The sequence below is a fragment of the Brachybacterium sp. p3-SID1565 genome (genome assembly GCF_025143785.1).
Classification (GTDB): domain Bacteria; phylum Actinomycetota; class Actinomycetes; order Actinomycetales; family Dermabacteraceae; genus Brachybacterium; species Brachybacterium epidermidis.
Genome location: NZ_JAMBDS010000071.1, coordinates 1 through 12923 on the forward strand (window position 1 = coordinate 1; position 12923 = coordinate 12923).

Genomic DNA, 12923 nt, shown 5'->3' on the forward strand with positions numbered 1-12923 from the left:
ATAAGCGGCGGAGCGGGAGCGGTCCTACGGGACTCAGTCCTGCCGCGGCAGCGGGGTGGAGCGCACCAGCTGCAGCAGCAGGAGGAAACCCGCCACCGCGAGCACCAGTGCGAGGGCTCCCTGCCAGTACAGTCCGCCGCGCAGCAGGCTGGCACCCACCAGCGCCTGGAACAGCTGCCAGGTGATCCCGTAGCCCAGCCCGAACCGGCCCCGCAGCAGCACGGAGCGAGCAGCGATCGCGGCCCCCAGGGTGAACACCAGCAGGAACACCCCCAGGGCGATCATCAGCCCAGGTCTCGCGCCTGCGGTACCGGACAGCCAGAAGAACGCGGTGGCCGCCGCTGCGATCATCAGCGCCTCGAGCGCCAGCACCAGAGCCGCTGCAGGGCGGATCTGGGGACGCGGATCGTCCTGGGTCTCCGGGGTCGGGCTCCCGGGGCGAGGGGTGGAGGGCATGGAGGAACTGTAACGGGCAACGGGCAGGCGCGGCCCACTCGCACCGGGCTGGACGATCGGGCGTTCCGGATCAAGTCCCTACCGTGTGGGAAGTGCCACCCAGCTGGAGCGAGAAGACCCTTGTAGCCAGGTCAGCCGCGCCAGACAATGGGTTACGGCCCATTTCCGCGAAGGGTCCCGGGGCCTCCCTCCGGGCCTCGTCCCCGCGGGAGCGGGGCCCTGAGACCGAGACCGTCCCGCCCAGGACGACCCCCGTCGCGCCTCACCCTCCGAGGTGGTGCGGGACGTTCAGGAAAGAGAGAGTGACGATGGACTGGCGCCACCGTGCCGAGTGCCTCAACCATGATCCCGAGCTGTTCTTCCCGATCGGGAACACCGGACCGGCGATCACGCAGATCCAGGAGGCCAAGGCGGTGTGTCAGAAGTGCGACGTCATGACCGCGTGCCTGAAGTTCGCCCTCGAGACGGGGCAGGACTCGGGTGTCTGGGGCGGTCTGTCCGAGGATGAGCGCCGCTCCCTCAAGCGCCGCAACGCTCGCGCCCGTCGCGCGGGCTGATCGCGCAGGGGTGCCGCACCGCGCGGGCTGACCGCGCATGGGTGCCCGGAGCACCCATCGGATGTGCTGCGTACCCGTCGGCCACGCTCGTGCTCGTCTGGCGCACTGACGGGGGCGGAGCCTTTGCGCTCCGGATCAGGTGCTGATCGGGTCGAGGTACACCTCGATCGATGCACGGGTGCCGCCCTCGGGGCGGTCGTGCCAGGTGAGGGTGCCGCCCAGCTGCCCCTGCACCAGGGTCTGGGCGATGTTCGTGCCCAGCCCGCTCGGCTTGGACGATCCCATGCCGACGCCGTCGTCCTCGATGTCGATGACCAGGTGCGAACCGGTGCGGGCACTGCGCACGGTGAGCGTTCCGCCGGTCTCCGAGAGCCCGTGCTCGACGGCGTTGGTCGCCAGCTCCGTCACCACCAGGGCCAGGGGCGTAGCCTCCTCCGCGCGGATGGAGCCTGCCCGTCCGATCTTCTCCGTGCGCACCTCCACCTGGGAATCGGTCAGGCGCGGGGTGCCCGCGCGATGCACCGAGGCGCTGGCCGCGTCCACGGCCAGGCGCAGGCAGCGGTCGATCACCTCGTCGAAGTACACGGCCTCCTGGGAGCCCTGCAGCAGAGCCTCGTGGACCAGGGCGATGGTGGACACGCGACGCATCGCCTCGGTGAGCGCCTCGCGGGCCTCATCGCTCTTCATCCGCCGGGACTGCAGGCGCAGCAGGGCCGCGACCGTCTGCAGGTTGTTCTTCACCCGATGGTGCACCTCACGGATGGTGGCGTCCTTGGTGATCAGCTCGCGTTCCCGCCGCCTCAGCTCGGTCACGTCCCGCACCAGGATCACCGCACCGATCCGCCGGCCGTTCTCGGTCAACGGCACGGCCCGCAGCGACAAGGTGCCTCCCCTGGCCTGCATGTCGGAGCGCCAGGCGGCCCGACCCATCAGCACCAGCGGCAAGGACTCGTCCACCGGGACACGGCTCTGCAGCACCCCGGTGGAGAGCTCCGCCAGCGTGGTGCCGGCCATGTCCCCCTCGATGCCGAAGCGGTGGAACGCCGACAGGGCGTTGGGCGAGGCCCACTGCACGACTCCCTGGTCGTCGAGCTCCACCACGCCGTCGCCCACGCGCGGTGCACCGCGCCGCGGCGGGATCGGTGCGCCCTCGATGGGGAACGCGCCCTGTTCGAGCATGCGCAGCAGGCGCATGCCCAGCTGCTCCTGCTTCACCCCGCTGTCCGACGGGGCACCGTTCTGCGCCGGGGACTCCACGGCGAGCGCCGCCAGCGTGATGCCGTTCTTGCGCACCGGTACCACGAGACCGCGGGCCTCGCGCCCCTCTCGGCGGATGCTGTGCGCCGTGCGGGTTGGCTCTGCTCCCCCGAGCAGCTGCGAGATCTCCGGCGCCTCGCCCTTCTCCAGCACGATGCCGACGGGGTCCTCGTAGTAGACGGTGGAACCGGTGGCCGGGCGGCAGTGCGCCACCGCCATCGGCTTCCCCTCGCGCTGGACCCACAGCACCAGATCGGCCCGCAGCAGGTCCGAGACGAGGTTCCAGTCCCCGACCAAGTGCTGGAGCCACTCAGCCCCCTTCTCGGTGAACCCGGCGGAGTCGGCGACGTACTTGGAGAGGCTGGCCATGGATCAAGGATAGGGGCGCAGGCCCGGGCCCCTGTCCGGGCTGGCATAGGCTGAGCGGGTATCCCCTCGGAAGGAAGACGATGAGAGTCCACGAGACGCTGACCCTGCCCCTGTCCGCTAACGAGGCCGCCGCGATGTATGCCGATCCGGCCTATGCGGAGATCCGCCGGGACGCACTCGGCGCCAACGACGCCACCTCCTCCGTGGACGGCGATCCCGCCGGCGCGTTCACCGTGCGCACCGAGCTGGTGCTGCCCACGGATCGAGTCCCGGAGGTGGCGCGTCGTTTCGTCGGCTCCCGCCTCACCGTGCACGAAGAGCAGAGCTGGTCGGCTCCGGCCGGGGACGGCTCCCGCACCGGCCGCAACCGCCTCGAGGTGGCCGGCATGCCTGCGGGCATCGAGGCGGCCGTCAAGCTGATCCCTGCCGGGGACGATTCCTGCACCCTGGACATCGACGGGGACCTGACGGCCAAGGTGCCGCTGATCGGCGGGCGGCTGGAGAAGGCGGCACTGCCGTACATCTCCTCGATGCTGGAGGTCGAGCAGAAGGCGGCAGCGACCTACCGGGAGCGGCGGGTCTGAGAGGTCACGCCCCGGGGCGGTCCACGTGCACCAGCGCCCCGGGCCCCTCGGAGGAGTCGAACCACAGCAGTGCGGGATCGGTGTCGTCCTGCTCCGCGGTCCGGGCATCCTGCTCGGTCACGTGGAAGCTCGCGATGATTGCGCGGGCACCGGTGCGCAGCCGCACCCCGTAGGCACCCCCGCTCGCAGTGTGGGGCTCGACGGCCTGATCGGTGACATCCGCCGCGATCACCAGTGCGCGTGAGGCGGGTGCCGACGCCTGCAACGCGACGTGGACGGCGTCCTGGATCGCGTCGTACTCGAGGTCCTCGATGTCCTGGCCGGGGCGGTCGGAGCGGGCCTCCGCGGTGACCGCCCAGGCCTCACGCCCGGCGGGCAGGTCGATCTCGCGGCGGGCGGCGAGCAGGGCGGGCCGGTCCTCCGGCGCCAGAGGCAGGTAGATGCGCATGGCGCGATTCTCCCATCACTCGATCGTCGGGGCCTGCAGCAGTGCGGACTGCACGGCGATGTCACGGATGCCACGGCGCAGCGCCGAGCGCGGTGCGGCCTCGGCCAGCAGCGCCCCGTCCCAGGATGCCGAGCGGCATGTGGTGGTCTCCTCGGGCAGCAGGTGGAGGGCCGCCACGGGGATGCGTGAGGCGATGAGATCCCGCACCCGATCTCCGGGAACGGGGGCCCCGACCCGGTTGACGATCACGTGGAGTTCGGTGACGTCCAGTTCCTGGAGCCTCTCGTGGTCGCGCAGAAGTCTCGTGATGCTCACAGGATCCGCGGTGACCACCGCGACCACCGCGTCTGCCCGCTGCAGGGCGGAGATCGCGGCGGCGTTGCGCTGGGGCGCCACGGTGTCGTAGCTGAGGTCCTCGTCCTCCTCGAGCACAGCGGCCACGTCGACCACCACCGTGCTCCCGCGCCGCAGCAGCGCATCCCACACACCGTCCAGGCCACCGCGGCTCAGCTCCGGCCAGCGGGCAGGCACCCCGATGCCGCTGAGGAACCGCAGCCGCGGCTGGACCAACGGCAGCAGGGACTCGAGCGTGCTCTCGTCGAGGGTGTCGCGATCGTGGGCGCGGCACGCCGCGACGATGCCGGGGGTCTCGTCGAGCACTCCCAGCTGCTGGGAGAGGCTCGGCCCGTAGGTGTCGGCATCCACCAGGATCACCTCCTGCCCTGCAGCGGCGGCCTCGGAGGCGAGGTTGACCGCCATCGTTGAGCGTCCTGGCGCGCCCCCGGGACCCCAGACCGCCACCAGGCGACCTGCTGCCGCGTCCGCGGCCGCGGCGGGCTCGTCCGGCTGCGGGTCGCCGTCCTCCGGGCCATTCACCGCCTCCTCGATGATGGCCAGGATGTGCTCCACCGGCACGGAGGCATCGATCACATGGCGCAGGCCCAGCCCGGTGCGGTCAGTCGCATCCGGTCCGCGCAGACCCACCACGGCGGCTCCGCGCAGCAGATCAGCCAGCGGGTCCCTGCCCAGCCCCCGCACGGACAGATCGATGAGAACCACGTCGCCGACGCCGGCGGCGACCACCGCGAGGGTCTCGGCCAGGTCGGCGCAGCGACGCACCACTCGAGCACGGTGCTCGGCGTCGTGAGCGAGGTCGTGCACGATCCTCACCTCATCGCTGCCCGAGGCGCACAGGACGACGTCGATCACGGCGCGATCCCGTGGGTGCCCGGAACACCGATCACGTCCAGGCGCTCACCCCGGGCGAGGACCTCCAGCAGCGGCCCGACCTGGTCCTTGGGGACCAGGACCTCGACCGCCATCGATCGCATCCCCAGGGAGCTGCCCTCGTCGACGCGGCGCACCACCGCATCGGAGACCAGCAGTTCGGCGCCCTGGCCGGAGGCGTCCTGCACGTCCGAGGGGCGCGTGTGCCAGAGCTCGACCTCAGCTCCGGGCACCACGGATTCGGCCACGGTGGCGTCGACGGGGATCACCACGGGACGCAGCGGGACATCGGCACCCTGGCCGAGCGCCGAGACGGGGAGCAGCTCCCCCGCCTGGATCGTGCGGGTGGCGACCGCACCCTCGGGGACCGCATCGACGGAGCCGACGTACATCGCCTCCTGCTCCCCCAACCTCAGTTCCACAGTGGTGAGCTGATCCGGGTCGATCTCCTCCCCGGGGACGATGGTGCCGCGTGCGACCAGGACCGGTGTGGTCGCCGAGAGCCGCGAGACCAGCAGCGCACCCATCAGCACGCTGGCCACCACCAGGACGATCCCGATGATCAGGCGCGGGTCCTTCCATCGCGGTCGGCGCAGCCTCATGACCGGGGCGGTCACCCCCATGGCATCCTCCTGTCGATCGGAGCGGACTCCTCACCGGCGCCCGACCCATCGGTGGAGCGGACGGTCGGGACCTGCGGGGAGAGTACGTCAGCGATGACGGCGACCGGCAGGCGGCGGCTCCCACTGTGGACAAAGGTTCACTGGGTAGGCTGGAGGGCCTGTTCATCCACAGCTGAACGCCACTGTCCACAACGGCGCAGACAACCGATCCAGGAATATGACAGCCTTCCCCCTGTCGTGCCGTCTCCACCGGGAGGAATCACCGATGCAGCCTCGCTTCGTGCCGCTGTCTGATGTCGCCGAGATGCTCTCGATCTCCGCCTCCCAGGCGTACGCCCTGGTGAGGTCCGGTGAGCTGCGCGCCATCAAGGTGGGCGGCCGAGGGCAGTGGCGTGTGGAGATGACCGAGCTCGAGTCGTACATCGAACGCAGCTACGCCGCCACGGAGAACCATCTGGAGGAGGAGCGGGCCAGGGAGCGACACAGCCAGCTCTGACCCCCGCCTCACCCGATTCGCATCACCGTGAGTGCGTCGATAACCACGGTCACACGTCCGGATCCCGGGACCGCACTGGACTCTCCGGTCGGGATCGTCTGCAGGTCGAACGCATCTGCACCCACGGCGGAGATCCTTCCCACCAGCGTTCCCGCGGCCGTCTCCGCTCTCACCGTGGCGCGGTCGCGGGCGATGCGCCGCAGCAGCGCCCCCAGGGGCAGTTCCCGGACGGCTTCCGTCCTTCCTGGTCGCGCCCTGCCGGGCAGTCCCTCCACCAGTGCGATCCGGCGCACGGGCACCAGCAGCATCCCGGCCCTTGACGCCTCCCGCAGGACGACCCATCCATCCCCCACCAGCTCCACCGCACCGCGCACTAGCGTGCTCGTCCCCAGGTGGAGGGTGAGCACAGCTCCGTCGGAGCCGCGCAGGCGGTCGTACAGCGTCAGCTGAGCGCGCTCGGCCCGGGTGAGGTCCTCGGAGACGGCGCGCATCTCCTGGCGCTCATGGTGGGCGAACTGCCCCTCCAGGTCATCGAAGATTCGCTCGAAGCGCATACTGCCCACTGTAGGGTCCCCGCCGCGACGCACCTGACGGCACTTTCGTACCACCGGCGACGTGAGACCGGCACCTTCGTGCCACAAGCGCATGCGATCCGTTGTCCACATGGCACCTATGGCCCATTGTGCGCTGGCCCACATCTCCTTATCTTGCTGTCTATCGGCTCGACCAACACCAAACTGCATCAAACGACACGATCGATTCCGACTCGCGGCGGGGGTGTTCGCCTCCACCGCGGATCGGAAGGGGACAGGGGAACCATGGGCACCGCAGCACCACCTCGACACCGACCGCCGGATCCGACACCGCGCACCGGTTCCGTACCGGTGGCCTCACAACGGCCGCTGGACACAGCCGAGGCCATGCCCCGCCCGGCCTCGGCAGTGACTGCGGTGGTGCTGTCGGCTGCCGGACTCGCCGTGCTCTCGGTGCTCGCACGCGGTCTGCTCCCCCAGGCGCTCGAGGGCCACGCCGAGGCCGCCCTGCTGGCCTGGGTGCTGATCGCACTCGCCTCCGTGGGCGTCGTGCTGTGCGCCTACCTCGTGGTGGTGTGGACCCTGGTGGCAGCAGCCCTCGTCCTCGGACCTGCTTCCCGGTCCGGCCGCGCACTGGTGGCCGCACTGCGTGTGATCGCTCCACGTGTCGCTCGGCGGCTCACGATCGGCGCTGCGATCGCCGGCGCGACCTCCGGGCTCATCCTGGGCCCAGCCACAGCGGTCTCCCTCGACGACCAGCCTGCCCAGGCCTCGCTCTCCGGTACGACCTCCCACTCCCTGGGCATCGATCCCCCGGCCCCAGCATCGGTCGAGACGGACCGCGCGGCTGCCGAGCACTCATCACGGGAGCGGGGAGCCGCCCTCGCGACGCTCGGCTCCACAGTCCCAGCAGCACCGGTGCCGCTGGAGTCCCCGGACCACTCCCCGCATTCCGCGGCCGAGGATCCCGGTGAGCTCCCGCCCCTGGGCTGGGGGCAGCAGGACCCGCAGGGGGGCGGCTCCCCCAGTGCCGATGCACCGAGCGCTCAGCCTCCCGTTGCTCAGCACGATGCCCCCGCCGAGGGGATCCGACCATCAAAGACGCCCACGGGCACCGTCATCACCGTTGTCGTCCAGCCGGGCGACACCCTGTGGAGCATCACCGATCAGCTGCTCGGACCGGACCCTGATCCGGCCGTCGAGATCGCGGGCGCTTGGCCGGCGATCTACGACGCCAATCGTGACCGGATCGGCCCGGACCCGGACCATCTCGTGCCCGGCCAGGAGCTCCTCATCCCCGCACATCTCACCGTCCAGGAGAAGCCATGACCACCACCGATCAGCGTCCGGCCACCGCCGCCACGGAGCAGCAGATCCCGCTGAGCGATCCGCGCACGGCAGAGAGGATGGTCGCTCCCGTGGCACGGTGTGCGGTGGAGATCATCCGTGACATGCGGCCGGAGAACGCGTTGGCTCGGATCGTCACCCCTGAGGTGGCAACGATGCTCTCCCGCAGGGCCGCTCTGACCCGTCGGCTCCGCGCGACCACCGGCTACGCCCCCGCGCAGCGGATCGCGGTCAGCGGGGTTCGCACCTGCGTGGTGAACGAGCGCACCGTCGAGGCCAGCTGCGTGCTGCGCGACCCGGACCGTTCGCGCTTCCTCGCGATGCGGTGGGAGCTGCGGCACAGCGGCTGGCGGGTGACCGTGCTCGAGGTGGGCTGACGCACACCCCGGGCAGGCTGCACCCTTCGCCCGCACCCGTGGGCGAGCTGCACCCTTCGCCCGCACCCGTGGGCGAGCTGCTGCCTGGAGCCGGTCGTCAGCAGCGGCGCTGGTCAGGATCGCGTACCGCGGTCCTCACGGCCGGGCTTGTCCCGGTCCCTGCGAGCACCGCCCTGCTCACCCTTGGCCGCCGTTCGCTTGCTCTGGCGAGCAAGCTTGCGACGCTGAGCGCGCGAGAGCGAGGACTCGTCCTGCACACCGGTGCCCTCGGCCGAGGTGTAGCGCAGCTCGCGAGCGCTCGGGCCGTCGTCCAAGCCCTTGGCGTGCAGTACGACCCGCTCTTCCTCCTTCACGGATACGGAAGCCTCCTCGACGTCGTCCTCGGACGAGGCTCCACTCGGTGCGGAGCTCTTCGATTCCTGTGCCTCGGTCGCATCCTCCGGGGAGTCGAGGACTCCTGAGGTCCCGCCGGGCTCCCCGGCATCCACGTCCGCGCCCGGGGTCTCCGACTCTCCCCTGGCTCCCTCGTCCGTGCTGTCGTCGCCGGGCTCTGCTGCGCTCGCCCCGGTGGGAGCCCCGGACGTGGCTGCGAGAGCCCCGCTCATCGCCGAGGTGGACTTCAGCAGGTCGCTGACCGCCTTGGGCACGACCGGCTCGGCCTTGGTGACCTGGACCTCCAGGTTGTACACGTAGCCGACCGTGTCCTCCTTGATGCCCGCGACCATGTCGTTGAACATCAGGTGGCCCTCGCGCTCGTACTCCACCAGCGGGTCGCGCTGGGCCATCGCCCGCAGGCCGATGCCCTCCTTGAGGTAGTCCATCTCGTAGAGGTGCTCGCGCCAGCGACGGTCCATCACCGACAGCAGCACGCGGCGCTGCAACTGGTGCAGGCCGGCCTCGCCCAGCTCCTCACGACGGGCCTCGTAGGCCAGGCGCGCATCGGCCAGGATCTCCTCCTTGAGCAGATCGGCCCCGAGGTTCTCCTTGCCGCCGACATCCTCGATGAGCTCCTCGGCGGTGATCGACACTGGGTAGGCGGGCCGCAGTGCGCCCCACAGCTCATCCAGGTCGAAGTCCTCGGGGTTGCGCCCCTTGGTGTGAGCATCCACGATGCCGCCGAGCACCTCCTGGATGAACCGCTCGATGTGCTCGTCGAGGTCCTCGCCCTCGAGGATCCGAGCCCGCTCGCCGTACAGCTTCTTGCGCTGCTTGGTGAGCACGTCGTCGTACTTCAGCACGTTCTTGCGGATCTCCGCGTTGCGGGACTCGATCGAGTTCTGTGCCCGCTCGATGGCCCCGGAGACCAGGCGCCCCGACATGGGCACGGACTCGTCCACCCCACCCCTGGCCAGCAGCGACTCCGCTGCACCGGCGTTGAACAGGCGCATCAGATCGTCCTGGAGCGACAGGTAGAAGCGGGACTCGCCCGGGTCGCCCTGTCGGCCGGAGCGGCCGCGCAGCTGATTGTCGATGCGACGGGACTCGTGCCGCTCGGTGCCCAGTACGTACAGGCCGCCGAGCTCGACCACCTCGTCGTGCTGCTCGGCCACGGACTCCTTGGCACGCTCCAGTGCGTCATCCCAGGCGGCCTCGTAGCCCTCCGGGTCCTCCTCCGCGTCCAGGCCCTGGTCGGCCAGTGCCGCGTGGGCCATGAACTCGACGTTCCCGCCCAGCATGATGTCGGTGCCGCGACCTGCCATGTTGGTGGCCACCGTGACCGCGCCCTTGGCGCCGGCCATCGCGATGATCGCGGCCTCCTTGGCGTGGTTCTTGGCGTTGAGCACCTCGTGGGCGACGCCCTGCTTGGTCAGCAGGGTGGAGAGGTACTCGGACTTCTCCACGCTGGTGGTGCCCACCAGCACCGGCTGACCGCGGTCGTGCCGTTCCACGATGTCCTCGACGACGGCGTCGAACTTGCCCTTCTCAGTGCGGTAGATCCGGTCGGGCTGGTCCTCGCGCAGCATCGGCTTGTGGGTGGGGATCGGCACCACCCCGAGCTTGTAGGTGTTCATGAACTCGGCGGCCTCGGTCTCGGCCGTGCCGGTCATGCCGGAGAGCTTGTCGTAGAGCTTGAAGTAGTTCTGCAGGGTGATGGTGGCCAGGGTCTGGTTCTCGGCCTTGATCTTCACCCCTTCCTTCGCCTCGATGGCCTGGTGCATGCCCTCGTTGTAGCGACGACCGGCCAGGATGCGACCGGTGTGCTCGTCGACGATCAGCACCTCGCCGTTGAGGATCACGTAGTCCTTGTCCCGCTTGAACAGCTCCTTCGCCTTGATGGCGTTGTTGAGGAACCCGATCAGCGGGGTGTTCAGCGACTCGTAGAGGTTCTCGATGCCCAGATGGTCCTCGACCGCGTCGATCCCGGACTCGAGGACACCGACGGTGCGCTTCTTCTCATCGACCTCGTAGTCGCGGTCACGGCGCAGCACCTTGGCCACCTTCGCGAACTCGCTGTACCACTTGTTGACGTCACCGGAGGCGGGCCCGGAGATGATCAGCGGGGTGCGGGCCTCGTCGATCAGGATCGAGTCGACCTCGTCCACGATCGCGAAGGAGTGGCCGCGCTGCACCCGGTCCTCGGGCGCGAGCGCCATGTTGTCGCGCAGGTAGTCGAAGCCGAACTCGTTGTTGGTGCCGTAGGTGATGTCGGCGGCGTACTGCTCGCGGCGCTCGGCGGGGGTCATCCCGGACTTGATCACCCCGGTGGTCAGGCCCAGTGCGCGGAACACGCGACCCATCAGGTCGGACTGGTAGGTGGCAAGGTAGTCGTTGACCGTGACGATGTGCACGCCCTTGCCGGCCAGCGCGTTGAGGTACGCGGGCAGCGTGGCGACCAGGGTCTTGCCCTCACCGGTCTTCATCTCTGCGATGCGGCCGCGGTGCAGCGCCGCACCGCCCATGATCTGAACGTCGTAGGGGCGCTGGCCGAGGGTGCGGCTGGCCGCCTCGCGCACGGCCGCGAAGGCCTCCACCAGGATGTCGTCGAGGGTCTCGCCGTCCTCGAGGCGCTCCCGGAAGTGCTCCGTCTCCTCCCGCAGCTCCTCGGCGGTCAGGTCGGCGAAGACGTCCTCCGCCTCCCCCACCTTGCGTGCGATGGTCTCGAGCCGTCGAAGCTCACGTCCTTCGCCCGCACGCAGGATCTTGTCGAAGAGGTTGACCACTCGTGCTCCCGTAGATGTCTGGAATCGTCCTGGCGGACCGGTCGTGCCTGCCCCATCGTAAGCGTCACCCCGCAAGGCACGTGACGGGGCGAGCGGATCCTCACTCCGGAACCGGTACCGAACTCGTTCCGAGCGCAGCCAAGAGCGCGTCCGACAGCTTCCCGGTGCCCGCCCCGGTGCGCACCTCGATGCGTCGCAGCCCCCGCCAGCGAGCGGCCCGGTGCAGCTCGGGAACCAGCGCGCTCATCACCGCCTCGTCCGCGGGCCGGTTCCGCTCCGGCAGCATCGGCAGCGGCTCCCGGTACGTGCCGCGCACCTCCAGCACGCCCCGTCCTCGATCGGCCTTGAGGTCGACGCGGGCGGGGAACGTGTCGCCCTTCAGGAACAGCAGGGAGTAGTAGCCGGTGGTGCGGCGGGCCGCGGGCGTGTAGATGCCGATGCGGTAGTCGACGTCGAACAGCGCCTTCAGCCGCGGCCTGTGGAACACGATCGGATCGAAGGGGCTCACCAGCGCTGCGGCGCGCACCGGCACCGGCCGTGGCGCATCCCGGTGCAGGAGCATCGGCAGCGAGCCCGCAGGATGGGAGACCTCGACCTCCGTGAGCACCCCGGTGCGCAGCAGCTCGGCGACGACCGGGCGAACCTCGCCCACGCCGAGGCGGAAGTAGTCGGCGAGGGCACCGGTGTCGGCGATGCCCAGCGAACGGGCCGCCAGGGCGACCAGGGTGCGCACGTCGTCGGCATCGTCCCGCCCGCCCTCGGGGTCGATGGCGGTGCTCGGGGGTCGCTGCGCGGGGAGGTAGAGGCGCTCGAACTGGGGCGTGCGGCCCACGCAGTCCAGCCGGCCCGAGCGGAACAGGTACTCCACGGCCCATTGGCTGCTGGTGCGGCGCCAGCCCCAGCCCTCGCCGCGGTGCTCGTCACCGAGCTGGCGGGAGACGGCGGAAGCGCTGATCGGCCCGTGCTCCTCGATGGTCGCGAGGATGCTCTCCAGCAGGTGAGGGGACTCCTGGGCGGCGCGCCGCACCGCACCCCAGTCGCGATCGGCCGCTCGTCGGCGCCGGAAGTCCAACAGGGAGTGCACCTGCTCGGTGACGAAGGCTGCTTCGTGCGCCAGCGCCTCGTGGACCAGGCGCGAGGGACCCGGGCGTGAGGCACGGTCCAGGACATGCTCGTCCCATGCTCCGGCGCGGGTGAACACGGGCATGTGGTGGGCCCGGGCGAAGACGCTCACCGAGTCGATCTGCAGCAGATGGGTGTGGGCGAGGGTACGGGCCAGCGCTGCGCGACTGGCACGCCGCGAGGGCATGGACTCATGACGGGCTCGACCGATCCCCTGGGCTCGAAGCGCGATGCGACGCGCCTGCGTCCAGGTGATCCTCGTGCTCGTCATCGTCTCCGGGTCCCGTCCCTGGTTCTGCGCCTGCCTCCGTCATGTCCTCCCACGCGGAGGAGCCCGCGTGCGTGCGAAGGCGGGGGGGGGGGGGG

General features: G+C 70.3%; 13 protein-coding genes. 5 read left to right on the plus strand and 8 right to left on the minus strand.

Annotated elements, in window-relative coordinates:
* Positions 1-33: 33 nt before the first annotated feature.
* Complete coding sequence (locus tag M4D54_RS12900; RefSeq protein ID WP_193864708.1) at positions 34-456, minus strand: hypothetical protein; 423 nt, start codon at positions 454-456, stop codon at positions 34-36.
* Positions 457-764: 308 nt separating this feature from the next.
* Between M4D54_RS12900 and M4D54_RS12905 the strand changes: the two genes are divergently transcribed.
* Positions 765-1013, plus strand: a complete 249-nt coding sequence (locus tag M4D54_RS12905; RefSeq protein ID WP_031307255.1) for a WhiB family transcriptional regulator — start codon at positions 765-767, stop codon at positions 1011-1013.
* A 135-nt stretch (positions 1014-1148) separates the two neighbouring features.
* Here the strand turns inward: M4D54_RS12905 and M4D54_RS12910 are convergent, their stop codons facing one another.
* Positions 1149-2639 carry a sensor histidine kinase gene (locus M4D54_RS12910; RefSeq protein WP_259891939.1) on the minus strand — a complete coding sequence of 497 codons (1491 nt, stop codon included), beginning with the start codon at positions 2637-2639 and terminating at the stop codon, positions 1149-1151.
* Positions 2640-2719: 80 nt separating this feature from the next.
* On the opposite strand from M4D54_RS12910, the gene M4D54_RS12915 reads away from it, so the two are divergent.
* Positions 2720-3223 carry a DUF2505 domain-containing protein gene (locus tag M4D54_RS12915; protein WP_193864706.1) on the plus strand — a complete coding sequence of 168 codons (504 nt, stop codon included), beginning with the start codon at positions 2720-2722 and terminating at the stop codon, positions 3221-3223.
* A 4-nt stretch (positions 3224-3227) separates the two neighbouring features.
* Here the strand turns inward: M4D54_RS12915 and M4D54_RS12920 are convergent, their stop codons facing one another.
* The 3 genes from M4D54_RS12920 to M4D54_RS12930 are packed head-to-tail and all read right to left on the minus strand — an operon-like array spanning position 3228 to position 5521.
* Positions 3228-3671 carry a DUF6912 family protein gene (locus M4D54_RS12920; protein ID WP_193864705.1) on the minus strand — a complete coding sequence of 148 codons (444 nt, stop codon included), beginning with the start codon at positions 3669-3671 and terminating at the stop codon, positions 3228-3230.
* 15 nt (positions 3672-3686) lie between these two features.
* On the minus strand, positions 3687-4880 hold the full coding sequence (locus tag M4D54_RS12925) for a P-loop NTPase (RefSeq protein ID WP_259891940.1): 1194 nt from the start codon (positions 4878-4880) through the stop codon (positions 3687-3689).
* On the minus strand, positions 4877-5521 hold the full coding sequence (locus M4D54_RS12930; RefSeq protein WP_193864703.1) for an SAF domain-containing protein: 645 nt from the start codon (positions 5519-5521) through the stop codon (positions 4877-4879). The genes M4D54_RS12925 and M4D54_RS12930 overlap by 4 nt, the downstream gene beginning before the upstream one ends.
* A gap of 265 nt (positions 5522-5786) precedes the next feature.
* Between M4D54_RS12930 and M4D54_RS12935 the strand changes: the two genes are divergently transcribed.
* The gene (locus tag M4D54_RS12935; protein ID WP_193864702.1) at positions 5787-6017 is read left to right on the plus strand and encodes a helix-turn-helix domain-containing protein; all 231 of its coding nucleotides are present in this window, start codon (positions 5787-5789) and stop codon (positions 6015-6017) included.
* A gap of 8 nt (positions 6018-6025) precedes the next feature.
* Here M4D54_RS12935 and M4D54_RS12940 read toward each other — a convergent pair whose 3' ends face one another.
* Positions 6026-6571 carry a hypothetical protein gene (locus M4D54_RS12940; RefSeq protein ID WP_193864701.1) on the minus strand — a complete coding sequence of 182 codons (546 nt, stop codon included), beginning with the start codon at positions 6569-6571 and terminating at the stop codon, positions 6026-6028.
* Positions 6572-6937: 366 nt separating this feature from the next.
* On the opposite strand from M4D54_RS12940, the gene M4D54_RS12945 reads away from it, so the two are divergent.
* On the plus strand, positions 6938-7879 hold the full coding sequence (locus M4D54_RS12945) for a LysM peptidoglycan-binding domain-containing protein (protein ID WP_259891941.1): 942 nt from the start codon (positions 6938-6940) through the stop codon (positions 7877-7879).
* Positions 7876-8274 (plus strand): Rv3235 family protein, encoded by a 399-nt coding sequence (locus M4D54_RS12950; RefSeq protein ID WP_259792485.1) that lies wholly within the window; start codon positions 7876-7878, stop codon positions 8272-8274. The genes M4D54_RS12945 and M4D54_RS12950 overlap by 4 nt, the downstream gene beginning before the upstream one ends.
* A gap of 113 nt (positions 8275-8387) precedes the next feature.
* On the opposite strand, the gene secA is transcribed toward M4D54_RS12950, so the two are convergent.
* The gene (gene secA, locus M4D54_RS12955) at positions 8388-11435 is read right to left on the minus strand and encodes a preprotein translocase subunit SecA (protein ID WP_259891942.1); all 3048 of its coding nucleotides are present in this window, start codon (positions 11433-11435) and stop codon (positions 8388-8390) included.
* Positions 11436-11535: 100 nt separating this feature from the next.
* Positions 11536-12828, minus strand: coding sequence for a winged helix-turn-helix domain-containing protein (locus tag M4D54_RS12960; RefSeq protein ID WP_259891943.1), 1293 nt, complete (start codon positions 12826-12828; stop codon positions 11536-11538).
* Positions 12829-12923 lie beyond the last annotated feature (95 nt).

Coding starts and splice junctions, on each gene's coding strand:
- M4D54_RS12900 (WP_193864708.1), bottom strand. CDS start 456: ATGCCCTCCACCCCTCGCCCCGGGAGCCCGACCCCGGAGACCCAGGAC.
- M4D54_RS12905 (WP_031307255.1), top strand. CDS start 765: ATGGACTGGCGCCACCGTGCCGAGTGCCTCAACCATGATCCCGAGCTG.
- M4D54_RS12910 (WP_259891939.1), bottom strand. CDS start 2,639: ATGGCCAGCCTCTCCAAGTACGTCGCCGACTCCGCCGGGTTCACCGAG.
- M4D54_RS12915 (WP_193864706.1), top strand. CDS start 2,720: ATGAGAGTCCACGAGACGCTGACCCTGCCCCTGTCCGCTAACGAGGCC.
- M4D54_RS12920 (WP_193864705.1), bottom strand. CDS start 3,671: ATGCGCATCTACCTGCCTCTGGCGCCGGAGGACCGGCCCGCCCTGCTC.
- M4D54_RS12930 (WP_193864703.1), bottom strand. CDS start 5,521: ATGGGGGTGACCGCCCCGGTCATGAGGCTGCGCCGACCGCGATGGAAG.
- M4D54_RS12935 (WP_193864702.1), top strand. CDS start 5,787: ATGCAGCCTCGCTTCGTGCCGCTGTCTGATGTCGCCGAGATGCTCTCG.
- M4D54_RS12940 (WP_193864701.1), bottom strand. CDS start 6,571: ATGCGCTTCGAGCGAATCTTCGATGACCTGGAGGGGCAGTTCGCCCAC.
- M4D54_RS12945 (WP_259891941.1), top strand. CDS start 6,938: ATGCCCCGCCCGGCCTCGGCAGTGACTGCGGTGGTGCTGTCGGCTGCC.
- M4D54_RS12950 (WP_259792485.1), top strand. CDS start 7,876: ATGACCACCACCGATCAGCGTCCGGCCACCGCCGCCACGGAGCAGCAG.
- M4D54_RS12960 (WP_259891943.1), bottom strand. CDS start 12,828: ATGACGAGCACGAGGATCACCTGGACGCAGGCGCGTCGCATCGCGCTT.